Annotated in this window: 24 protein-coding genes; 22 read left to right on the top strand and 2 right to left on the bottom strand. The window is 61.7% G+C overall.

The window, feature by feature from the left end; all coding sequences use genetic code 11:
* The first annotated feature begins 30 nt into the window (after positions 1-30).
* The 21 genes from NHAM_RS17130 (at position 31) to NHAM_RS17035 (ending at position 19561) form a co-directional block, all read left to right on the top strand.
* Positions 31-579, top strand: a complete 549-nt coding sequence (locus tag NHAM_RS17130) for a terminase small subunit (RefSeq protein ID WP_011511723.1) — start codon at positions 31-33, stop codon at positions 577-579.
* Positions 497-4078, top strand: coding sequence for a prohead protease/major capsid protein fusion protein (locus NHAM_RS29075; protein WP_081435028.1), 3582 nt, complete (start codon positions 497-499; stop codon positions 4076-4078). The genes NHAM_RS17130 and NHAM_RS29075 overlap by 83 nt, the downstream gene beginning before the upstream one ends.
* Before the next feature lie 47 nt (positions 4079-4125).
* The gene (locus NHAM_RS17120) at positions 4126-4452 is read left to right on the top strand and encodes a DUF2190 family protein (RefSeq protein WP_011511721.1); all 327 of its coding nucleotides are present in this window, start codon (positions 4126-4128) and stop codon (positions 4450-4452) included.
* 12 nt (positions 4453-4464) lie between these two features.
* Positions 4465-4827 (top strand): hypothetical protein, encoded by a 363-nt coding sequence (locus tag NHAM_RS17115; RefSeq protein WP_011511720.1) that lies wholly within the window; start codon positions 4465-4467, stop codon positions 4825-4827.
* Positions 4827-5519, top strand: a complete 693-nt coding sequence (locus NHAM_RS17110) for a hypothetical protein (protein WP_011511719.1) — start codon at positions 4827-4829, stop codon at positions 5517-5519. The genes NHAM_RS17115 and NHAM_RS17110 overlap by 1 nt, the downstream gene beginning before the upstream one ends.
* Positions 5520-5614: 95 nt before the next feature.
* Positions 5615-6142: a phage baseplate assembly protein V gene (locus NHAM_RS24120; protein ID WP_011511718.1), complete on the top strand. Its 528-nt coding sequence runs from the start codon at positions 5615-5617 to the stop codon at positions 6140-6142.
* Positions 6143-6153: 11 nt separating this feature from the next.
* Positions 6154-6330: a hypothetical protein gene (locus NHAM_RS26880; RefSeq protein WP_157043666.1), complete on the top strand. Its 177-nt coding sequence runs from the start codon at positions 6154-6156 to the stop codon at positions 6328-6330.
* Position 6331: 1 nt separating this feature from the next.
* Positions 6332-6712, top strand: a complete 381-nt coding sequence (locus NHAM_RS17100) for a GPW/gp25 family protein (protein ID WP_041358291.1) — start codon at positions 6332-6334, stop codon at positions 6710-6712.
* Positions 6712-7623 (top strand): baseplate assembly protein, encoded by a 912-nt coding sequence (locus NHAM_RS17095; RefSeq protein WP_011511716.1) that lies wholly within the window; start codon positions 6712-6714, stop codon positions 7621-7623. Before NHAM_RS17100 ends, NHAM_RS17095 begins: the two co-directional genes overlap by 1 nt.
* A complete protein-coding gene (locus NHAM_RS24115; RefSeq protein WP_011511715.1) occupies positions 7620-8888 on the top strand; it encodes a phage tail protein I in 1269 nt (422 codons plus the stop codon). Before NHAM_RS17095 ends, NHAM_RS24115 begins: the two co-directional genes overlap by 4 nt.
* Entirely contained in the window at positions 8885-11182 is a 2298-nt protein-coding gene (locus NHAM_RS17085) for a hypothetical protein (RefSeq protein ID WP_011511714.1), read from the top strand. The genes NHAM_RS24115 and NHAM_RS17085 overlap by 4 nt, the downstream gene beginning before the upstream one ends.
* Before the next feature lie 58 nt (positions 11183-11240).
* Positions 11241-11417 carry a hypothetical protein gene (locus tag NHAM_RS17080; RefSeq protein WP_157043665.1) on the top strand — a complete coding sequence of 59 codons (177 nt, stop codon included), beginning with the start codon at positions 11241-11243 and terminating at the stop codon, positions 11415-11417.
* A complete protein-coding gene (locus tag NHAM_RS24110; RefSeq protein WP_011511713.1) occupies positions 11418-13124 on the top strand; it encodes a hypothetical protein in 1707 nt (568 codons plus the stop codon). It begins immediately after the preceding gene.
* A gap of 2 nt (positions 13125-13126) precedes the next feature.
* Positions 13127-13609 (top strand): DUF4376 domain-containing protein, encoded by a 483-nt coding sequence (locus tag NHAM_RS17070; protein WP_011511712.1) that lies wholly within the window; start codon positions 13127-13129, stop codon positions 13607-13609.
* A gap of 42 nt (positions 13610-13651) precedes the next feature.
* Positions 13652-15088, top strand: a complete 1437-nt coding sequence (locus NHAM_RS17065; protein ID WP_011511711.1) for a phage tail sheath subtilisin-like domain-containing protein — start codon at positions 13652-13654, stop codon at positions 15086-15088.
* Positions 15089-15143: 55 nt separating this feature from the next.
* Complete coding sequence (locus tag NHAM_RS17060; protein ID WP_011511710.1) at positions 15144-15659, top strand: phage major tail tube protein; 516 nt, start codon at positions 15144-15146, stop codon at positions 15657-15659.
* 138 nt (positions 15660-15797) lie between these two features.
* Positions 15798-16136, top strand: coding sequence for a hypothetical protein (locus tag NHAM_RS17055; protein WP_011511709.1), 339 nt, complete (start codon positions 15798-15800; stop codon positions 16134-16136).
* Positions 16133-16429 (top strand): phage tail assembly protein, encoded by a 297-nt coding sequence (locus NHAM_RS17050; protein ID WP_011511708.1) that lies wholly within the window; start codon positions 16133-16135, stop codon positions 16427-16429. Before NHAM_RS17055 ends, NHAM_RS17050 begins: the two co-directional genes overlap by 4 nt.
* A 256-nt stretch (positions 16430-16685) precedes the next feature.
* Complete coding sequence (locus NHAM_RS17045) at positions 16686-18917, top strand: phage tail tape measure protein (RefSeq protein WP_011511707.1); 2232 nt, start codon at positions 16686-16688, stop codon at positions 18915-18917.
* On the top strand, positions 18917-19342 hold the full coding sequence (locus NHAM_RS17040) for a phage tail protein (RefSeq protein ID WP_011511706.1): 426 nt from the start codon (positions 18917-18919) through the stop codon (positions 19340-19342). Before NHAM_RS17045 ends, NHAM_RS17040 begins: the two co-directional genes overlap by 1 nt.
* A gap of 6 nt (positions 19343-19348) precedes the next feature.
* Positions 19349-19561: a tail protein X gene (locus NHAM_RS17035; RefSeq protein ID WP_011511705.1), complete on the top strand. Its 213-nt coding sequence runs from the start codon at positions 19349-19351 to the stop codon at positions 19559-19561.
* Here NHAM_RS17035 and NHAM_RS17030 read toward each other — a convergent pair.
* Positions 19558-19962, bottom strand: coding sequence for a hypothetical protein (locus NHAM_RS17030; RefSeq protein ID WP_011511704.1), 405 nt, complete (start codon positions 19960-19962; stop codon positions 19558-19560). The genes NHAM_RS17035 and NHAM_RS17030 overlap by 4 nt on opposite strands.
* A 48-nt stretch (positions 19963-20010) precedes the next feature.
* Here NHAM_RS17030 and NHAM_RS17025 point away from each other — a divergent pair, with 48 nt between their 5' ends.
* Positions 20011-21096, top strand: coding sequence for a phage late control D family protein (locus tag NHAM_RS17025; protein ID WP_011511703.1), 1086 nt, complete (start codon positions 20011-20013; stop codon positions 21094-21096).
* Between the two features lie 152 nt (positions 21097-21248).
* On the opposite strand, the gene NHAM_RS17020 is transcribed toward NHAM_RS17025, so the two are convergent.
* On the bottom strand, positions 21249-21536 hold the full coding sequence (locus tag NHAM_RS17020; RefSeq protein WP_041359193.1) for a hypothetical protein: 288 nt from the start codon (positions 21534-21536) through the stop codon (positions 21249-21251).
* Between the last annotated feature and the right edge of the window lie 126 nt (positions 21537-21662).

Raw genomic sequence — 21662 nt, 5'->3', positions numbered from 1 at the left:
CTATTTTGGGTCGTCGATTGAGCGTTCGAAATGGTCAAAACTCAGTCGTTGAAAGGCGAGGTTTCAGCGAAGGAACTGGCTGAATTATTTGGGATTTCTGACCGTTCCGTCCGCGAGTTGTACGACCGCGGGATCGCCAAGAAGTCGGGCCGCGGGCGCTATCTGCTCACCGAGAGCGTCCAGCTTTACACGGCGCATCTGCGCGGCGTTGCGGCGGGGCGCGGTGGTGAGGACGGTGTCCTTGATCTGACGGCGGAGCGTGCGCGGCTTGCGAAGGAGCAGGCCGACGGTCAGGCGCTCAAGAATGCAGTTCAGCGCGATGAAATGGTCCCGGCGGTCGAGGTAGAGCGCGGCTGGACGACCGTGTGTCGGCGTGTTCGAAACGCCATGCTGGCGGTGCCGTCCCGTGTTCGCCAATCGCTGCCGCATCTCACAGCCTACGACGCAGGTGTCATCGACCGTGAGGTTCGCGACGCGCTTTCAGAATTAGGAACCGATGACGGCGATCGCGAAACTGATCTCGGCGGCGTGGGGCAGCATGGTCCCGCCTCCGAGGATGAAGCTGTCGGAATGGATTGAGCGTGAGCTTGTTCTGCCTTCCGATGTCGCTGCTCTAGCCGGGAAGGTTCGTCTCTACCCGTTTCAGCGCGAGATTGCTGACGCCATCGGCGACCCCACGATCGAGCGGGTCACGCTGGTCAAGCCGGTGCGCGTCGGATTCACGACGCTGCTCACCGGCGCCATGGCCGGGTTCTGCGCCAACGATCCGGCGCCGATCCTTTCGCTGCTGCCAACGGAATCGGACTGCCGCGATTATATGGTTTCCGACGTCGAGCCGATTTTCGCGGCGTCGCCGTCGATCAGCAATCTGCTCTCGGGCGATCTGGATGAGGCCGGCCGCAACACGCTGGTGTCGCGGAGATTTCCCGGCGGCTCGTTAAAGGTGGTCGCGGCGAAAGCGCCGCGCAATCTGCGTCGGCACAACGTTCGGGTGCTTTTCATCGACGAAGCCGATGCGATGGAGCCGACGGCGGACGGCTCGCCGGTCGTTCTCGCTGAAGACCGCACGATCTCTTTCCCGGATCGCAAGATCATCATGGGGTCGACGCCGCGCTTCATGGAGACGAGCTACGTTCTTGCGGCTTACGCAAAATCGGATCAGCGCATCTACGAGGTGCGATGTCCGGAGTGCGATGAGTTTCACGAAATCCAGTGGAAGGACATCCACTGGCCGGAAAACGAGCCGGACAAAGCGGCGTGGTGCTGTCCTGGCTGCGGTGTTGAGATCGGGGAAAAACACAAGGCCGCGATGGTTGCCGCCGGGCGCTGGCGGGCATTGGCGCCGGAGGTTAAAGGCCACGCCGGTTTCAAGCTGAATGCGCTGATCTCGCCGCTGTCGAATGTGGCATGGGGTGCGCTGGCGGCGCGCTTCGTCCAGGATAAAAATGATCCGGCTACCTTGCAGCCCTTCGTCAACACCGTGCTGGCCGAGGGTTGGCGTGAGGAGGGCGAGGAACTCGACGAAGCAGAACTCTCAACCCGAGCGGAGCCGTTCAGTCTGGTTGCCAACGAAGAAGCCGGCACCACGGGCATCCCCGATCTGGTGATGGTCATCACCGCCGGCGTCGACGTGCAGCGCAAGGATCGACTGGAGGTTACCTTCATCGGCTGGGATGAGGCGGGCAACGCTTACATCCTCGGCCACACCGTCATCTGGGGCATGTGGGATGACGACACGACCTGGGCCGAACTCGATGCGGTTCTTGCAACAAAATGGGATCACCCGTTTGGCGGCAAGATCGGGATCGACGCGGCCTGCGTCGACAGTTCGGACGGCGTGACCATGGAGACGGTCTACCGGTTTGCCTTCCCGCGCTTCCGCAGGAAGGTGCTGGCAATCAAGGGTGTTCAAGGGACGCGGCCGTGGATCGAAAAATCGAAGTCGAAGACGAAGGGCGGCTCGCTCTGGATCGTCGGCATCGACGGCATCAAGGGTACGATCTATTCGCGTCTGAGGCGCTCGAACATGATCCGGTTCTCGATGGACTTGCCGGTCGATTGGTACGAGCAGCTCGCCTCGGAGCGTGTCGTCATCAAGTACAACCGCGGCCAACCGACACGCCGTTTTGAACGCATCACAGGCCGACTCGCCGAGGCGCTCGACTGTACGGTCTACGCCTTCGCCGCAAGGCAAGAGGTCGTATGGACGACCGGCGCGTCCGTTCGCCGCCGGGATTGGCGCACCGGCGTCTATTACAACGAGATTCTGGATCTGCGGCAGGGCGCCGTCCTGCTGGATCGCCTCAATGCCGGAGCGCCGCTGCTCGACACACATGACGATTGGTCACTGCGATCGGTGATCGGAAACGTAGTGCCGGGCTCTGCGAAGATCGAAGGCGGCAAGGGTCTTGCTCGGGTCCGGCTTTCGAATGCGCCAGGTGACGCCGACACGGTGATCAAGATTCGCGATGGCAACATTCGAAACATCAGTGTCGGCTACGCGATCCACAAAGTCGAGAAGACCGATAACGGCGAGGGCGCCGACGAAGATTGGCGCGTGGTCGATTGGGAGCCTTTGGAAATATCCGCTGTTCCCATACCCGCCGACCCCGGATCCGGCTTTCGCAGTGCCGACAAGGCCGAGCAGTTCCCATGCGTTTTCGTTTCAACCCGCTCGAACAAGGAGGCTTCCATGCCCGAGAGCACCACTGTCGTAGCGGGAGATGACCCCGCGACCATCGAAACGCGTCAGCGGCCTGATCCGGCTCCTGCTCCAGTCCAGCAGCGCCAGGCGCCGTCCCCGACGGAAGCGGCCGATGCCGCTGTGCGTGCCGAGCGCGAACGCGTTTCCACGATCACCGATCTTGCGCGTCGCGCCGCGGCGGTCGACCTGGGCGAGCAGCACGTCCGCTCCGGCACTGCCGTGGATGCATTCCGCACTGCGCTGCTCGACCACATGGTCAGCAGGGAAGCCGCAACCCCGACCGACAGCAATGTCCGGGCGCACGTAGGGACCGAGGAATCGGAAACGCGCCGCGGCCTGATGATCGAGGCGCTGGCCTATGGCCTCGGCGCTCCGCTTCCGCAGGCCGGCCCGAGCGAGGGCGCGCGCCAATATATGGGGCGCGGCCTGGTCGATCTCGCCGCCGACAGCGTGAACTTCCGCGGTGGCCGCATGCTCAATGCCCGCCAGATCGACGATATCTTCACCCGTGCATCGCACACCACGTCCGACTTCCCGATTATCTTCGAGGGCGCCATCAACCGCACCCTGGAACAGCGCTTTGCCCTGGCACAGCCGACGTTCCGGCGTTTTGCCCGCAAGCGGAATTTCCGTGACTTCCGGCCGGACACGACCGTGAAGATCGGCGACTTCCCGATGCTGCAGAAGGTGCTGCAAAGCGGCGAGATCAAGTACGGCAGCTTCGTCGAAGGCAAGGAGCAGGTGCAGGCATTCAGCTACGCCATCGCTCTGCGCGTTACCCGGCAAATGCTGATCAACGACGATCTCGGTGCAATCTCCGAGTTGCTGTCGAGCTATGGCTCGTCTGTCGCGCTGTTCGAAGAGGTCACATTCTACTCCACCGCGTTCAACAGCAAGCTGGCCGATGGGAAGACCGTGTTCCACGCCGATCACGCCAACCTTGCTGCGGCGGGCACCGGGATCGATGTCGACAACGTCGGCAAGGCGCGAGCGGCCATGTCCAAGCAAAAGAGCACCGAAGGCAACCCTCTGCTGGCGAATTCGCCGAAGATCCTGCTCGTTGGTCCCGACAAGCTGACCGATGCCGAAAAGCTGCTGGCCTCGATCACGCCGGCCACGGTCTCCAACGTCAACATCTTCTCCGGCCGGCTGGAGCCGCTGGAAAGCTCGCAGCTGTCGGGCAACGCCTGGCATCTGCTGACCGACCCGGCGGCCGGCTCGAATTATCGCTGGGGCTATCTGGAAGGCTACGAGGCTCCTCGCGTTCGCATGGACGAGCCGTTCGGCCAGCAGGGCTTTGCGATGTCGGTCGAGCACGACTTCGGCTGCGGCGCGACCGACTTCCGCTTCGGCTACAAAAACCCCGGCGCGTAACAGCGCCGGACCTTCCTCGCCGTTCCCTGAAATTATAGGAGGCCACCATGGCCAAGAACTTCATTCAGCCCGGTGATACAATCACCGTTCCGGCACCCGCCGATGTGGTTTCGGGCGCCGTCGTGCTCGTCGGCAAGTTGTTCGGCGTTGCCAACTTCGACGCCAAGAGCGGCGAGGATGTCGAGATTTCGACCAAGGGCGTGTTCACCCTGCCGAAGACCAGCGCCCAGGCATGGACCGTTGGCGCCGCCGTCTATTGGGACGCTACGAATAGCGAGGTCACGACTACCTCGACGAGCAACACCTTGATCGGTCATGCCGTTGCCGCCGCCGCCAATCCATCGGCGACCGGCACCGTGCGGCTGTCGATCTAAGGAGCGTGACAGGTGGTCCGGTGGCAGGATTTGGAAGCGCGGGTGGACCGCATCGAAGCACGCCGCTTCGGTGAATCTGTCCGTCTGTCGTTCCTGAAAAATGGGACAGCCGATCCAGCCCGACCTCTGATCAACATCGTCGCCATCCTGCACTCGGGTGGCGATGACAGCTTCGCGGCCGGCACCGGGATGCGCACGCGGCTATCTGCGTCGCAGTCCGAGCTTCTCATCGATCGCTCGACATACACCGGCTCAATGCCGCGGCAAGGGGACAAGGTGCGGGCGAATGATCGGACCGGCCTGCCATGGTTCGAGGTCTTGGCGGTGTCGGATCGCTATTCCAACCTGATCGTGCTGACATTGGGTGAAGTCTGATGCTCGGGCGGACCGCATTGCGCATGGCGGCGATCGAGGCGCTGAAGGGCAACACGCTGGTTGGCGGCAACGTGCTGGACAGCGAGATCGGCGCGCTTGACGTCGGCGCCGATGGCAACCTGCGCACCGACCAGGAAAAGCCGTTCATCTCGGTCTACGTCGAGGGAGCGAAGCTCGAAGGCGGCGCAGATATCCGCGCGCTGCACAGGTCCGGGCCAACCGAGCTGGTTATCGAAATCGGCATTACCGCCGCGATGGTCGAGACCAATGCCGAGACCGGCGAGTCGTCGATCGTCGGGCTTCAGATCCCGCCGACCGATCCCGCATTCGAATTCTTTCTCGAATGCACGGCGCGGCAGGTGGTCAACGCGCTGACCGATCCCGGCAATGCCTGGGCGGAAATCTGGCGTGGTTTGTCCTCTGGTGTCGCCAGGATCGAGCGCCGCCGCACCGCTGACGCGACCCATGGCGTGCGCATCGCCGCACATCAGATCATCATCACCGTCGATCTGTTGCCCGATCCGGTCTACGGCGAGCCGGTGGCGGCGACGTCGATCTGGCAGAAATTCTTCGACAAGCTCGCGACCTCGACCGATCCGGTCACCGTCAAGAAGCGCGCCGCGATGCTGGCGCTGCTCGGCGACCCGGACGCGACCTTGAATAGCGAGGCGCGCGGCGACGGTTCGGCATGACGCTGGAAGAGGTGCGGGCGCTGTTCGATAGCGCGGTGCCCGCGGCTGAGGCGACGGAGCCCAATATCGCGTCGGTCTCGATCGAGGGCTGAACCGTGTCCAGCAGCATCGTTGATCACGTCGTCGAGCTGGGGCGGCGGATCGCGGATCTCGAGCGACGCAATCGGAACCGGCGTCGCACCGGGGTCGTTACCGAAGTCGATCACGCCAAGGGCCTGGCACGGGTCAAATTCTCGGAAAAGCCGAAGCCGTATCTTTCGCCATGGGTGCCCTGGCAGGAGATCGCCGCCGGAGGCATCAAAACACACATTCCGCCGACCGTGGGCGAGCAGGTCGATGTCGTCTCGGAAAGCGGGGACCTGACGGACGGCATCATCGAGATGTCGACGCCGTCCGACAAAAACCCGCGCCCGCATGACGGTCCGGAGCTGGTCATCGTCAGGGGCGATGCCCGTTTTGAAATGGGCGATACGTTCGTCCGCGGCAAATTCAAGGATGCCCGGTTCGTTGCCTCCGACAAGGCCGCGAAGATTCGCAAAGGCGACTCGTGGGTCGTGGCCGACGGAAACGGGGTGATCGTGTCTCACGAGCCTGTCGTCGGCGCCGATCCCGATCCAAACTGAAGGAAAACGACATGAAGGTTATCGTCAAGGTTTCTGGCTTCTACGCTGGCACGTGGCACGAGGCCGGGTCGCGTGAGGTCGAGATGGCCGACCGCGTCGCCAAGCCGTTCCTGCCGCCCTATGGCGACCAGCTCGCTCGGCCGCCGGAGAAGGCGGCCGACAAGCCATCCGTCAAGAAGGCCGTCTGATTTGTCCTCAACCGGCATCGACCGCGTCACCGGCAAGCTGCTGCGCGACTTCGACCACGTGCGGCAGTCGATCGGCGTCATTCTGACGACGCCAATTGGCTCGCGCGTGATGCGTCGCGACTTCGGCTCCGAGCTGTTCGACTTAATCGACCGGCCGATGACCGATCGTGTCATTCTCGCGATCTATGCGGCTGCGGTAATCGCTATTGCGCGATGGGAGCCGCGTTATGCGGTGACCGGGTGCCGAGTGCTGGCGGCAGATGCCGGCGGCGGTTTGTCGCTCGAGTTCACCGGCACCTATTTTCCGCGCGGCCATCTCGGCGACTTCACGCCGGACGCGGCGAACGCGCGCGTCATCATCCCGATTCGAGGAACTGCCTGATGCGCGGCCTGCCGTCAATCAATCTGGCTGATCTACCGCTGCCGCCGGTATTGCAGCCGCTCGATTATGAAGCGCTGCTGGCCGACATTATCGCCGAGTTCAAGACGCGGTGGGAAGCGGTGCGGGCGCTGCATCCGGAACTGCCGTCCTACGATCAGCAGATGCTGGAAACGGACCCGGCCAAGATCGTGCTGGAAAGCGCGGCCTATATCTACATGCTGACGCTGGCGCGCGTGAATGACGCTGCAAAGGCGCTGATGTTGGCGACGACGTCCGGCGGCGATCTCGACAGCTTCGCCGCCGACTTCGACCTGCCGCGCCTGGTCGTGACACCAGCGACGGACGATGCGCCGGCTGTGATGGAGTCAGACGCCGACTATCGCCGACGACGATGGTTGGCAACCGAGGGTTATGCGGCCGCCGGCCCAGAGGATGCCTATCGGTTCTTTGCAATGTCAGCCGATCCTTCGATCAAGGAGGCATTGGCCATCAAGGGCGACGACAATCGCGTGGATCTGGTGCTGCTGTCCCGGGACGGCAATGGCGCGGTTTCGGGCCAGATTGTCAGCAAGGTGCATGCGGCGCTGTCGCCGTTGAAAACCCGACCGCTGACCGATTCGCTTTATACGCGATCAGCCTCGATCATTGCGCAACCGATCAGCGTGCTGATCACGGTGCCATATGGGCCGGATCGCGAGACGGTCCGCGCCAAGGCGCTTTCGAATATCGCCGCCTATGCCGGCAGCCGCAACGCGCTCGGCATGGTGTTGCGCGTCGACGGCATCATCGGTGCGGCCCGCGAGGGTAACGCGGTCGAGACCATGCAGGTCGTTTCGCCGGCGGCTGATGTCGATCCGGGTCCGTTCGGCGCGGTTTACGTCGACGGCATCACCGTGGCTGTCGCGACATGATTCCGTCGATCCTGCCATCGCTGCGCCCGGATTATGAGCGCGAGACGGAACGGCTGCTGCACCTGGTCGGTGCGACCGACGTGGATGCACTGCGGCGCATGCGCGACCCGTTTCAGTGTTCGCTTTCGCATCTACCCTTCCTCGCCTGGGGCCGCGGTGTCGATCTCTGGTACGACGACTGGCCGGAATGGAAGATGCGCCGGATCACCGCCGAGATTTACGGCATGAAGGGCCTCAAAGGCACTCGGCCCGGCATGGCGAAGTATCTCAGCTTCGTCGACGCCGAGATCATCGAAAGCTTCATCCCGCCGCGTGGCGTGATCGCACGGCAGCAAGACGCCTCGCTGTTGACCGCGTGGCGCGAGCGCTTCGCCGAAATCCGGCTCTATCCGTTCGCAATTCGCGGCCGGCGGGCGGGCTACATGGCGACAGGGCAGGGCAAGACGACTCTGACGATCGCTGGCCGCATGGCGGCGCTGCCCGATCTGGCACACCTTTATTATGGTCGTCGCGCCGTGCTGGTCGACGACGGCGTCGAGACCACGCTGCGATCGTTGGATCAGATCCAGATCGACGGCGGCGATATCGCTGTTCCGACGACGACCTTTGCCATCACGGCGACCGGCCGCAGTTATGATGCTTCGGTCGGGCGCGCGGCAGTCGGCTTGATGGCGGCGACCGCGAAAGGCCGTGGCCGGCTGATCGTGATCAATGCCGCAGGTAACATTGGCGGCGCTGTAATTCCTGCCGGCTTCGAAGGCGTCGCGCCGCTCGATATGGCGCCCCAGCGGATCTATCAGCGGCATCCGGCGCGCATGCGGGAAGCGACGGTTGCCGTCCGATATCGCGCCGCGGTTGGCAGGATGGTGGCTTATTCCTCGCAGGCGTCGCGTTTCATCTACGACAGTTGGCGATTGATGGACGAGGCGCGCGCGGGTAGCGACACTCACCGCGCGATCGGCCCGATCGTCGGCCGCATGATGCCATTACTTCTGCCGTTCAATGCGCTGTTGCGCATCAATGCGCGGTTTCGCGCCACCGGGAGGCCGGCGGTCGCTGGAATGTGGGGCGTCGGCCATATGACGGCGGGCCGGGCATCTGATCGCATCGATCGCGTCGGCGCTGCGATCTACCGTTCGCGGTCGGTGCGCGACACCGTGAAATTCACGACCGCAACTTACCGGCCCCGTACCGTGGCCGATCTCTCTTTCGATCATCCCGTCGAATGGGGCGGCATGGTTCCAATTAACCGGAGCACACTATGACCAAGATCGCGCGCATTTCGGATAACCAAACGGTTACGCTGGGTGACTTCGACAATCTGGCGAAGCTGCCGCGCGCGGCGCAAGATGCGCTGATCGCAAGCGCGATCAATGGCGGCGTCTCTTCCTGCTACTTCGGCGCCGATGTGACGAAGACCGGAACGACGCAGGTGACGGCCGCAAGCCCATGGCTACTCTACAAGGACGGCAAGCTGTTCGGTGACGATACCGGCGCGGCTGTGCTGGATCTGCTGCCACATATGCCGACCAGTGGCAACCGCCGCATCATTGCCGTACTGTTGCAGGCACAGACCGTTGATGATTCGACGCAGCCGCGCGACTTCGTTGTCGATGGTTCAGTTTATCCGCCGGTGATGGACCCACAGGGCACCGCAACGATTACGTGGCGCCACGCCTCGGTGAACATCCAGATCGGCGATCAGGCGCCGTCGCCGGTCAAGCCGGTTGTCGATCTCGCCAACACCGTTGTCGCCTGGGTGACGCTGTCCTCGACCGAAGTCGTGCTGGTTGAGCAATCGATCACCAACCGCATCAATTCGCTGCGGGTTGTCGACGGCCGTCTGGTGCTGGTTGAGGAGTGGCGCAAGACGGCAGAGCCGGCGATCGAGGGCTTGAAGACGGATGTATCGAAGTTGCTCGCGTCCGGCAGCCAGAAGCTGGACCGCAATATGTTCGGCTACGTCATGGAGCAGCTTGCGCGGCTCAATGAGAAGACCGGCATGGCGGAAGGCTATTCCTACTCGAAGACCGATTACTTCCTTGACCTCACGGACAGCGACACCGATCACATCAACTACGTCGCCAACGTCGAGGAAGGCATTCGGTTCGCGGCGGACAATACCGACACCAAGGCGCTATCGCTGCTGACGCCGGGCGATACGCTGATCCAGACTTCGCCCGCCGGCGTGGTGCTGCCGAAGTATGATAGCAAGGCGCTTTTGTCGGTTGTTGGCCGCGACAGTGAGGTTGCGCTGTCGAATGGCGGATCGCAGACAATCAATTACACCCTCAAAACGATCAGCAAGACGCGCATCCGTTACGGCAACGCATTTTTGGTCTGCACAAACGCTCAATGGTGGCAGACCGGGCGCTACGACAGCGTCGAAGGCGTATTCTACAAGGATGGCGTTGGCTACAGCGTCGAGTTCGCGGAGCAGCATCCGAGTGGCGCTCCGAACCATTCGATCAAGCGCCTTCGCCAGATCTTCATCGACACATATCAGGAGCCCTACTGGGATGCATCGGTAGTTGCCGCTTCTTACACCGGGCAAGTCGGCGGCAACACGTTCATGATGCCGAGATCCGGCTGGGTCACGGCAGTAAACCTCGGCTTCTCGCGCATCGACGCCGGCGGCGGCGATATCCGCCTTGCCTTGTGCGAACTGTTCGAAAACGGCGAGCCGAACTATCAGAAGTGCCTCGCCGCCACGACTATTGCCCACGCCAACCTGAAAGTCTGGCCGGATCTGACGACGTTCTTGATCGAGCCAACATATCTTGAGGGCGGCAAGCGTTACGGCTGGTTCGTTATCACGGCGGGCAATCACTGGCTGGCGATGGTCGAAGGCAACAAGTACGCGCAAGGCTCGTTCTTTGTTTCGACCGATGGAGTCTGGTCGCAGGGCAACATTGCGCTAGACGCCTGCTTTGAGGTGCTGGTCGCCGACTTCATCACCTCGCGCATGGTGGTCAACCTCAATAACTGGAACCTGTCGGGCGGCATCACAGACATCGATCTGCTGACGAAGCAGGTTGTGCCGATGGGCACCAGCATCACCTATGAGGTGCAGATCGGCTCTGCATGGGTGGCACTGGCAGAAGTGGCGAGCGGCAACTCGCCGCTGTTTGGGCTGCCGGCGGCACTGAATGCGCGGATGGTGCTGAATGGCACCACGGACCTGATGCCGGCGATCAAGCTCAATGAAAGCCACGTCACGGTATCGCGGCCGCGCACCAACGGCGTCCACATCACCGAGGCCCGCACCGCGCCGGCCAACGTCGATGAGGTCCACGCGATCCTGGTGCTGGAGCACTACATTGAAGCCAATCACGACCTGTCCTGCACCCTGTTGGTAGGCGTCGATTATGCCACGGAAGTCGCGGCAACATCGGTTTCCGATGAATTGCTGCCAGACGGCTCGGTGCGTCGTACCTTCGTCTGGACCGGGCTGACGCCGACTACGACGTGGAAGCGCAAGACGTCGTTCTTAACTTCATCGGCACTGTCCATTTTCCTTGTGTCGTCGGCGACCGACGTTTCCTTCCCGGCACTCTAATCCCCCGCGCGTTGTGCGCTCGTCCGCTATGCGCGGGCGTTACCCGTTGGAGAATATTATGGCAAAGCAGATCACGATCAAGGATGAGGCGGCCTACAAGGTCGCGTTAACCAAGTCGATCCGGGTGGGTCGATCCGTGGTCAATCCGGGACCGAACACCCGGCTGCGAGGCGACCTGTTGAAGAAATTGCAGGCCGATGATCCTGTCGCCGTTGCGAGTTACGAGGCCGTCTAAATGAGCAGTTTGAGCCGGTTCAAATCCAGCGTCGCTAACGGCTGGAGCAAAACGCTTTGGGACGGCCTGATCGACGCGATGGAAGGTCGGCTGGCACCGCTTGAGGAAAACCTGGGGCTTGATAGGACAACCCGCGATGCGATTATTGCGCGCGGGCTGACTGTAATTGAGTTGCAGATCGCGCCTGTCGTTCAGCAGGCCGAAGATAAGCTGTCCACGATCGAGCAGATGCGGGTTGATTCCATCGCCGCTTATGCCGTTATCCAAGCGCTCGCGGATCAAGACTTGGGCGCTGTTATTGAGCCGCTGTTGATTGAATCGCGAAGCACGCTTGATGATATCAATCAGTTGCTTTCCGATATCGAGGCGGCTGTTGCGGATATACAGCGCAAGTCTGAAAAAGACGCGCCGGCCGGTTACGCTGGCTTAGATGCTAGCGGCAAGCTACCATTCGACAAGTTGAGCGGCGTCCCGGCCGCGGCCGAAGGGACGGCTGGCGTTGCGAAGTTGGCGACAGGCGCAGAAGTAAATACTGGATCGGATGCGGCGAAGGTTATTACGCCGGCGGCCCTGATTTCGAGGACGGCAACGACAGATCGCACGGGCCTTGTTGAGTTGGCGACGGGCACTGAGGCGGCCGCCGGTATCGATACCGATCGGGCTGTTACTGCGGCTGGCTTGAGGGCTACCCTGGACGGTCAAGCTGTGCGGATCGATGCAGCGCAGATGTTATTGGCGAGCCAAAAAGGACGGGCGCGCGCCAACATTGACGCCGGTATCCTCTCCGGCTTCCGCAACAAGATCATCAACGGTAACTTTGATGTGTGGCAACGAGGCACCACACAAACTTCGTTGGGTTATGGCTCAGATGATAGGTGGCTCAACGACGTATTCGAGTCAACCCAGTCGCACTCCCAACAAAATTTCACGCTGGGCCAGACGGACGTTCCGGGCAACCCGAAATACTTCTCCCGCACAGTCGTAACCAGCGGTGTTACTAGCACGTGTGCTGTGGTTAAAAAGCAAAGAATTGAAGATGTTCGGACTCTATCTGGCCGCGTCGCGACTCTTACATTTTATGCGAAGGCTGATGCCTCAAAGAGTATAGCGTTCTCGATAGAGCAAGGATTTGGAACCGGCGGGGCACCATCAAGCAATGTCAATCCCGCAGGAACAAAGGTCAACTTAACCACGTCTTGGCAGAAGTTTACGCAAACCGTCAGCATTCCATCTATCTCAGGCAAAACGCTCGGGACGGATGAGAATAGTTGGTTGCAGGTATCATTCTGGTTTAACGCGGGATCGTCTTTTGATAGCCGAACTGGCGCTTTAGGCCTGCAATCGGGGACGTTTGATATTGCTCGCGTGTCCCTTGTAGAAGGCGACGCAACTGCCGAAGCTGACCCGTTTTCGCCTCGTCATATTCAACAAGAAGTTGCGCTTTGTCAGAGATATTTTTGCATTCAGGACGCAAGCGTGCGTGGCTATAGTCGATCAGGGGTCATGACCGAAACACCGGTGTACTGGCCGGTTATGATGCGGGCCAGTCCAACTGTTTCCCTTGTCAGCGCTGGCACGGTCTCAAATTGCACAGCCGTCGTCGCTGCAAAAGTTACGCCAACGAGTGCCAGATTCGGCGCGCAAGCTAACAGTGACGGTGAATTTTATGCAATTAACGCGATTCTCACAGCAGACGCGGAGCTTTGATTGTGCATAAATATCAACTCACCACAACCGACGCTGTTATCCGTATCGTAGACGGCGCGCAAATACCAAACGATCCAGCCAACCGCGACCGCGCTGAATACGAGGCATGGCTTGCTGCTGGCGGCGTTCCTGACGCCTATGTAGCGCCGCAGATCGATTTAGTCGCCTATGCGGCTGACCAGCGCTGGCGAAAAGAGACGAGAGGCATCGAGATCGCCGGCGTGCCGGTAGCGACCGATGACCGCTCAAAGCAGATGATCATCGGCGCACGGTTGGCTGCGAATTATGACCCGGATTGGTCCACGCAATGGGTCGGCGCCGACGGTTCAATCTACCCGATCGACGCCACTGCCATCGTTGCGATCAGCGACACCGTGCAAGCGCACGTCAACGATTGCTTCACAACGTATGCAGTGGTGAAGGCCGATATCGACGCCGGCACCATAACCACGACCGCCGAAATCGACGCAGCGTTCGCCGCGTAAAAATCTCCGCAACATCCAGTCCCCAACCCAAGGAGAGCCGATATGGCTTCTGTGTCCTTTCACCACGGCGCGCGCGTCTTCCAGTCCGGCGAAACCCCGGTGCTGGTGCGCACCGCGCAGACCGCCGTCATCGGCCTGATCGGCACCGCCGAAGATGCCGATGCGGTCAAGTTCCCGCTCAACAAGCCGATCCAGCTGTTGCGGCCTTCCGATGCCGAAGGACTCGGGGCTGACGGCACCTTGATGGAGGCGATCGACTCGATTTTCGATCAGGTCGGTTGCCCGATCATCCTGGTGCGGGTCGAGGAGGGCGCGACCACGCCGGAGTCATGGGCTAACGCGGTCGGCAATCAGGTGGCCTTCACCGGGGTCCATGCCTTCCGCCGCGCCAAGCCGGATGGCCTCTACAAGCCGAAGCTGTTGCTGGCGCCGGGCCTGACCCAGACCAGTCCGGCCGATGGCATCGCGTCGGTTGCGGTCACCGTCGGCGGCGCCGGCTATGTCGCCGACACCACGACGGTCACGATCGCGGGCACTGGCGGCGTCGGGTCGGGCGCCGAGGCCAAGGCTGTGGTTGAGGCGGGTATCATCACCTCGATCCTCGTGACCAAGCCGGGTTATGGCTACACCGGCGCCGTCACCGTCACCATCACTGGCGACGGCGCGGATGCGACCGCGACCGCCGCCAAGGGCTCGGTGATCAACCCCGTCGTCGCCGAGCTGATGGGCGTGGCCGAAACCTTGAAGGCGATGGCCTATGTCGATGCTCCGGATACCACCGACCAGGCGGCGGTGCAGTATCGCGGCCTGATCAACTCCGGCCGTATCTTCGTGTGCGACCCGAAGGTGTTGAAATTCGACACCGCCCAAGCGCTCAACGTGCCGCAGCCGTCGTCGCCGATCTTCGCCGCGCGCCAGGCCAAGATGGATCTGGAGCAGGGCTTCTGGTGGGCGGGCTCGAATACCGAGATCGCCGGCATCGTCGGCACCAACCGGCCGATCGAATACGGGCCGCAGTCGAACTATCTCAACGAAAACCGCGTCAACACCATCGTCAACATCGACAACACCGGGTTCCGGCTGTGGGGTGTGTGGACCTGCGATAGCGAACTGCTCTGGCAGTTTGTATCGGTGCGGCGCACCGCCGACGCGATCAACGAGGCGCTCGAGGTGGCCTATCTCGAATTTGTCGACCGGCCGTTCTCGAAGGCTAACCTCAAGTTCATGATCGAGGCCGGCCGTGCCTTCCTGCGCACCATGGAATTGGAAGGCGCGATTCTGCCCGGTCATGACGTCTGGCTGCTCGACAGTAACACCGACAACGATCTGGCGCAGGGCATCGTCAAGCTCGGCGTCAAGTTCGAGCCGCCGGCGCCGATGGTCGATATCCGCATCACCAGCTATCGCAACATCGCCAGCTACACCCTGCTGCTCAATCAGGTGGCGCAGGAAATCAGCTCCGGGTCGCTGGCCGCGTAAGCGCGGCCTTCGCTCCCGCATCCATTCATCAGCGAGCTTTTAAGGAGGGCATCAAATGCCGTCGAGTTCCGATATGCCGCGCTACATCCTGCGCAACTGCACCATCTTCGCCGATCGGGTGTCCAAGATCGGTCAGGCCAGCGAGATCACGCTGCCGGTCCCGACCGAGAAGGTCGAGGAAATGCGCAACGCCGGCATGGTGATGCCGATCGACGTCCCGATGGGCTATGAGAAGGCCGAGTCCTCGTTCAAGCTCACCGGCTTCGATCCGCAGGTGATCACGTTGTTCGGCCTCGCCGTCGGTCAGGAGCGCGAATTCATGGTCACTGGCGCCCTGGCGCACGAGGACGGCACCATCATCAACGCCACGGCCTACATCCGCGGCCGGCTGATCAAGAATGACCATGGCTCGTGGAAGCCGGGCGAGGCCGGCGAAAACGACTTCCAGATCACGCTGCGGTATTACCGCCTCGAGGTCGACGGCCGCACGCTGATTGAAATGACGCCGTTTGACGTCTCGATCGGCGGGCAATCGCAAACCAGCAGCATCCGCGCAGCGTTGCTGGCGTAACGGCCTAGTAGCGCATCAGTGCGCCATCCACCGCAGACGGTCCTGCCTGGATTGACGGCGTCCCTCAACCTCTTCGCAGGCTGCTTCATTGCTTTGCCTGCAAGCAGGTGATCGATAATCAGGCTGGAGGCTTTTTGCATGTCCAAAGAGAACCGCGTTTCCATCGATCCCCCTCCCGCATTTCACCCTTTATCGGAGCGGCGATGGCGGACGGAGTCAAGGTTTCTGTTCGTTCGCATGGCTACAGCAGCGGAGGCATGGCGACCGGATGATGATGCCGAGGAAAAGATCGAACTTGAATTCAGCGCCGGTCGCGGCGGCGTCTATTCCGCGACGGTAGACCTTATCCCAAGCGACTATGCCCGCGAGATGGCCGAAGCCGTCGCCGGCACTATCAACGAAATAAACCGTCGCTGGGGTCTGCCACAGAGCGCCATCGACGGGACATTCACCGGAAATAAGGAAGTAGCGCAATGACCAACCAGACCACCACATTCACGCCGACCGAACCGATCGCCTATAACGACAAGACCTATCCGGCGCTGACGCTGCACAAGATGAAAGCCAAGGACCTGGTCGCCGCCGATCTCGTCACCGGCGAGACGCGTAAATCATTCGCCATCATCGCGTCGATGGCCGGCGTGCCGATAGGCGTGGTCGAGGATCTCGATATCGACGACTTCGAGCGGTTGAGCGAGGTCGCTGCGCCGCTGATGGGAAAGTCGGCGAGGGCCGCGATCAAGGCGGCCAAGGAAAAGACCGCGGAGTAGATGAGGGCGGCAGCGTCATAGTCGCTGTCGCGGCCCTTGCGCGGCACCTGCACACGCCGATCAGCGAGATCGAAGAGATGGAGATGGATCGGTTCAACGCTTATTCTGACGCGTTGAACGTCCTTCTCCAGGCTGAGGCCGGCAGGCCGACACAGCGGAAACTCAATCGTCGCGGAGGCCGCCAAACCGTTGCAGAGCAGGCCGCCGCCGCACTGGACGATGCGTTCGCGCAGCAGCGTGAGAGGGGATAAGTTAAGTGGCAACTCTCACCTCCAAGCTCATCGTTGAGCTGATCGACCGGGCGTCGGCGCCATCGCGCGCCATCGCCGGGGCGGTCAATCGGTTGACAGCGATGCAGTCGCGCAACGCCGCGGCGCTGGCGTCGGCGCAGACGCAGATGTTTGGCGCGGTGGCCGTTGCCTATGGCTTGGCGAAGGCGATCGGAGCGCCAATCAAGGCGGCGGTCGATTTCGAGACCAAGCTGGAAGACATCGGGCAGAAGATCAACGCACCGGTCTCCGAGCTTCCAAAACTGGGCGAGGAGCTGCGCGCCGTGGCGCGTCAGACGACGCAGACGGCGTCGCAGATGGCCGAAGGCATGGACGTGCTCGCCGGCATGGGTGCGAACCGTGAAGATGCGCTCGGCCTGCTGCCGGCGATCGGCAGGGCCGCGACGGCGTATAATGCGGACGTGAAGGAATTGTCACAGGCCGGCTATGCCGCGCTCGATAATCTGAAAGTGCCGGCCGATCAGTTCGCGCGCGCGCTTGACGCCATGGCGCAAGCCGGCAAGGCTGGTGCCTTCGAACTGAAGGATATGGCGAGATATTTTCCGGGGCTCGGCGCTGCCTATCAGGGCCTCAAGCAATCCGGCGTGCCGGCCGTCGCCGATCTGGCGGCCGCGCTGCAGATCGTGCGGAAGGGCACCGGCGAAAGCGCAGAGGCCGCGACGAATCTGCAGAACGTTCTGCAAAAGATCAACTCACCGCTGACCCGCAAGAATTTCGAGAAAATGGGCGTTAATCTCGAAAAGGAGATGGCGCGAGCGGCGAAGGCCGGCGCCACGCCGATCGAGGCGATCGCGGTGCTGACGAATAAAGTGCTGAAGGGCAACCTCGGGCGGCTTGGTGATCTGTTCAACGATTCTGAAGTTCAGAAGGCGTTGCGACCGTTGATTCAGAACATCGATGAGTATCGGCGCATTCGGAAAGAGGCACTGGCGGCGCAGGGTGTGGTCGAGGAAGATTATCAGCGGCGGCTGAAAACGGGCGCGGCGGCGGTCCAGCGGTTTCGGATCGCGATTGAAAATATCAACCTGGCGGTCGGCGCAGCGCTGTTGCCCGGCCTAACCACGTTGGCCGATGCCCTGGTGCCGATCTCCAACCGCATGGCAGCGTTCGGCGAGAAACACCCGGCAGTGACGCGCGCTGTGGTGGCGACCGCTGCGGGGCTGATCGGACTGCGCATCGCCGGCTTCGCGGCCGCGTTCGGTCTCCGGTGGATGTGGGGCGGAGCATTGGCCGTTGGCATTGCCAGCATGAAGGCGCTGGGCGTCGCGGTAAAGGTGGCGTCGGTCGCGCTCTGGCCCTTCGGCGCAGCCTTCCGGGCTGCGCGTTCTGCGATACTGGCGACACGCGCAGCCATTCTGGCATTTGCGGTATCCGCAGCGATGCTGGGCACTGGCGGCGCTCTTAGGGCTGCAGCGGCGTCCATTTTCAGCATGGCGACTGCCATGCGGGTGCTCAAGTTCGCCGTGATCGGTACCGGAATCGGCGCCGCTTTGGTTGGCCTCGCCGCAATCGGAATGGCCGTCTACAATAATTGGGCGGGCATAAAGGCGCTATTTGTCGGCATTGGCGAGGGCCTTATGGCTGGACTTGCGCCGGTGATGCCGACAATCCAGCCCATCATCGATGGCTTCAATTGGTTGTCAAACACCCTGTCGTCGATATTCGAGCCGATCGATGCATCGAAGGAAGGCTGGCGGTCGCTTGGCGTCACGATCGGCACCAGTATTGGCGGCGCGATCACCAGCGTGATCGAGAAAATCAAATCGTTGATCGGGTGGATCACGTCGGTGCCCGGCAAGATTGCCGGCATGTTGGGCTTTGGCGGCTCTGGTAAGACGCCTGCTGGTGCGGCCGCGACCGTGGCCGCACCCGTCATCGCCGGCACTCGTGCGGCCGGCGGGCCGGTGAGGGCGGGCAGCACCTATCTCGTCGGCGAGAACGGTCCCGAGCTTTTCCGGGCGCGGGCAAGTGGCGCGATCTCCAACACGCTCGACACCGTGCGGGCCATCAAGGCGCAGGCCATGGCTGGCGCGGTGAAGGCAGGCGGTGGCGGTGCGACGGTCACCAACACCGTCACAATCCATGTGCAGGCAGCGCCGGGTCAGTCGCCCGAGGCAATCGCCTCAGCCGTCGAGAAACAGCTTAGTTCAAAGCTGAATGCGCTCTCGCGTGGCGCCTATAGCGACGGGGTGTATTGATGCCGACGCCGATGGCTCTTGGACCGTTCGGGTTTGAATCGTTGCGCTTCGGCTACGATGGCGTTTCGCGCGACCTGTCCACGTCGTGGGCGGATATCCAGACGGTTGGCGGTCTGGATCGCCTGCAATGGCTGGGCGGCGAATCCGACCGGGTGAAGATCGAGGGCGTCGTTTTCCCGGAAGAGTTCGGCGGGCTCGAAAGCCTCGAGGGTGTTCGCTCGGCCGCACGCGACGGCGCTGTCCTGCCGCTGGTGACCCTCGGCGGTAATGTCTTCGGCATGTACGTGATCGAGGTCGTCTCGGAATCGCAGCGTTTTCACGATGCGGCAGGCCGGCCGCGCAAAGATGTCTACATAATTGGGCTAAAGCGGTACGTCGGCAACGACTTCTCGCCGATCTCGATCATTCAATCGTTGTTCGGGTGAAGCGCGATGGCGACGGTCTACACCACAATGCAGGGCGAGATGGTCGACATGATCTGCCGACGTGTCTACGGCGACGAAAGCGGCTATGTCGAACTGGTGCTCGATCTCAACCCCGGCCTCGCGGCAGCGGCGATTCCGCTACCGATCGGCACAACGATCATGCTGCCGGATCTGCCGCGTGCGGCTCCGGAGCGGAAGATCGTCAGCCTTTGGGATTAGCGCGAGCCGATCTTTGCAATCAATCTAGCGGACTGTGCCGCGGCTGCTTGTCGATCTATGTCGTCCAATTTACCGCAGTCGCGCTTCATGTTGAGTGTGTCGCTTTGGTCCACATCTTTCGATCCTGTCGCGACGATCAATAATCGCCAAGCGCATCCGGCGAGAGGGCGCATAGTCACAGCACCATCACAGCCGGTGCTAAGGCAGAATGCCACGTTACGTTGTCCCTGGTAGTCGCCGCGCATCGCACGGGGAAACCATTTTTTGAACTGCGCGAGAGACGCTCGGCAATCGTCGGCCCCATCGTCACACTGGTTTGTGTAATCGCTTGCGGTTTGCGCGCTGGCGGACGTTGTCATGCCAGTAAAAACAAAAGCAAGAAATAGGACGATCGTTCGCATGTGCCCCTCCCGTAACCCTGCTCAGCAAGCTACCTCCGGTTCCCGCCCATGAAAACCCCCCGCGCTGAAATCTCGGTCAATGGCCGGCCGGTCGCCTCGATCTTCAACGAGCGGCTGATCTCGGTGACGATCGTCGACAAGGAAGGCGTCACCAGCGACACCATTTCCTGCGAACTGAACGATGGCAACCCCTTCGCCGAGATCCCGCGCAAGGGCGACATCATCACCGCGAAGCTGGGCTATCTCGAAACGGGAGTGCTCGATTTCGGCCGCTACGTCGCCGACGATCCCGAGGTGCAATGCCTGCCTTACAAGCTATCGGTCAACGGCAAGGGCACCGACATGCGCGAGAAGCTGAAGCAGCACGGCGCGCGCCATTGGGACAAGAAGACGGTCAAGGATATCGTCTCGGACATCGCCAAGGATCAGGGGCTCACCGCCAAGGTGGATGGCAAGGTCGGCGGCTACACCTATGAGTGGTTCGGGCAGGAAGATGAAAGCGACATCCACGTCGTCGAGCGCCTGGCACGACGTCACGATGCTCTGTTTTCCATCAAAAATGGCAACCTGATCTTCGCCGCGAAGGGCAGCGGACAATCGGCCAGCGGGGCTGCGCTGACGCCGGTGATCGCGACGCCCGACAATATTGTCGCGGAAACCTGCAAGACGACGTTCGCGCACCGCAACAGCTTCGCCAAGGTCAAAGCACACGCGCAGAATCGCAAGACGGCCGCGCGCGATGAGGTCGAGGAAGACAGCGACAGTAATGGCGAGGCCGATTTCACGCTGCCGGAGCCCTATGCCGACAAGGATGAGGCCCAGCGCGCGGCCGGCGCCAAGGCCAAGGACCTGAAAGCCGAGACGATCAGGACCTCGGTGACGCTGTTCGGCGATCCGGCGATCCGCGCCGGCGCACCGCTGGTCTATGCCGGTGTGCGGCCTGAGATCGACGGCATCGAGTTCATCATCGAGACCGCAACGCATACGCTGTCCAAGAGCGGCTACACGACGCAGGTCGAAGCCAAGCTCGGCGGCAAGGGCGAGGCTGGCGCGAAGGGTGGCACCGGAAAGGGTGAAGCCGGCGGCGATGGCGGCGGCGCAGATATCGACTGGCAGAAAGAATTGGGCAGTTAGCCCGATTCAAAGGACCAATCCAATGCCCGCCTCATGCCTGCGTAAAATGACACGATGATCTGATCGGCGTCAGTCCCGGTTTTGGCCTGCACAGCTGTATATTGCTGGTATCAGTGGCGAACGCAAACTGGCAGGCGCTCAAGAGCTGAGAGCTACAAAGATATCAACTTGTTCACCATCGCCAGTGCCGCTCGGAGGTTAAGGCCCCTAAGAAAGCCATGCCACTGGTCCGGGCCCATAAAGCCAGTTCTCCCGCCGCCCGCGTCCCAAACTGCAACAGCATGTCCGGCAAGTCCGGCCGCGTGCGCTTGATACTCTAGCGCTGCCAGCTCCTCTTCTTGGGCTGCCACAGGCTGGCTTCCAAAGTTGCTGCTCAGTGGGAAAATGATCATGTCCTGCCCCTGATGACGGATATGAGCCGCGGCCTTGAAACTCGGCATTATGTCCTCCCAGTGTTTAGCCGGGATCGTTTCAGGCCATAGGCGCCGAGTCCAGTAATCCTGAATTTCCAAATGCCCAACCTCGATTTCGGGAACGCTGGCGTGAGGCCCGGGCATTGATCATCC

Source organism: Nitrobacter hamburgensis X14 (assembly GCF_000013885.1).
In the GTDB taxonomy this organism is placed as follows: domain Bacteria; phylum Pseudomonadota; class Alphaproteobacteria; order Rhizobiales; family Xanthobacteraceae; genus Nitrobacter; species Nitrobacter hamburgensis.
This window is presented reverse-complemented; position numbering and strand designations above follow the sequence as displayed.

What these genes read in the sequence shown, in the direction of transcription:
- NHAM_RS17085 (WP_011511714.1), top strand. Translation starts at nt 8,885, where the DNA reads ATGACCAAGATCGCGCGCATTTCGGATAACCAAACGGTTACGCTGGGT.
- NHAM_RS24115 (WP_011511715.1), top strand. Translation starts at nt 7,620, where the DNA reads ATGATTCCGTCGATCCTGCCATCGCTGCGCCCGGATTATGAGCGCGAG.
- NHAM_RS24110 (WP_011511713.1), top strand. Translation starts at nt 11,418, where the DNA reads ATGAGCAGTTTGAGCCGGTTCAAATCCAGCGTCGCTAACGGCTGGAGC.
- NHAM_RS17050 (WP_011511708.1), top strand. Translation starts at nt 16,133, where the DNA reads ATGACCAACCAGACCACCACATTCACGCCGACCGAACCGATCGCCTAT.
- NHAM_RS17130 (WP_011511723.1), top strand. Translation starts at nt 31, where the DNA reads ATGGTCAAAACTCAGTCGTTGAAAGGCGAGGTTTCAGCGAAGGAACTG.
- NHAM_RS17025 (WP_011511703.1), top strand. Translation starts at nt 20,011, where the DNA reads ATGAAAACCCCCCGCGCTGAAATCTCGGTCAATGGCCGGCCGGTCGCC.
- NHAM_RS17095 (WP_011511716.1), top strand. Translation starts at nt 6,712, where the DNA reads ATGCGCGGCCTGCCGTCAATCAATCTGGCTGATCTACCGCTGCCGCCG.
- NHAM_RS17055 (WP_011511709.1), top strand. Translation starts at nt 15,798, where the DNA reads ATGTCCAAAGAGAACCGCGTTTCCATCGATCCCCCTCCCGCATTTCAC.
- NHAM_RS17120 (WP_011511721.1), top strand. Translation starts at nt 4,126, where the DNA reads ATGGCCAAGAACTTCATTCAGCCCGGTGATACAATCACCGTTCCGGCA.
- NHAM_RS17030 (WP_011511704.1), bottom strand. Translation starts at nt 19,962, where the DNA reads ATGCGAACGATCGTCCTATTTCTTGCTTTTGTTTTTACTGGCATGACA.
- NHAM_RS17040 (WP_011511706.1), top strand. Translation starts at nt 18,917, where the DNA reads ATGCCGACGCCGATGGCTCTTGGACCGTTCGGGTTTGAATCGTTGCGC.
- NHAM_RS17035 (WP_011511705.1), top strand. Translation starts at nt 19,349, where the DNA reads ATGGCGACGGTCTACACCACAATGCAGGGCGAGATGGTCGACATGATC.
- NHAM_RS29075 (WP_081435028.1), top strand. Translation starts at nt 497, where the DNA reads ATGACGGCGATCGCGAAACTGATCTCGGCGGCGTGGGGCAGCATGGTC.
- NHAM_RS17080 (WP_157043665.1), top strand. Translation starts at nt 11,241, where the DNA reads ATGGCAAAGCAGATCACGATCAAGGATGAGGCGGCCTACAAGGTCGCG.
- NHAM_RS26880 (WP_157043666.1), top strand. Translation starts at nt 6,154, where the DNA reads ATGAAGGTTATCGTCAAGGTTTCTGGCTTCTACGCTGGCACGTGGCAC.
- NHAM_RS17020 (WP_041359193.1), bottom strand. Translation starts at nt 21,536, where the DNA reads ATGCCGAGTTTCAAGGCCGCGGCTCATATCCGTCATCAGGGGCAGGAC.
- NHAM_RS17110 (WP_011511719.1), top strand. Translation starts at nt 4,827, where the DNA reads ATGCTCGGGCGGACCGCATTGCGCATGGCGGCGATCGAGGCGCTGAAG.
- NHAM_RS17065 (WP_011511711.1), top strand. Translation starts at nt 13,652, where the DNA reads ATGGCTTCTGTGTCCTTTCACCACGGCGCGCGCGTCTTCCAGTCCGGC.
- NHAM_RS17060 (WP_011511710.1), top strand. Translation starts at nt 15,144, where the DNA reads ATGCCGTCGAGTTCCGATATGCCGCGCTACATCCTGCGCAACTGCACC.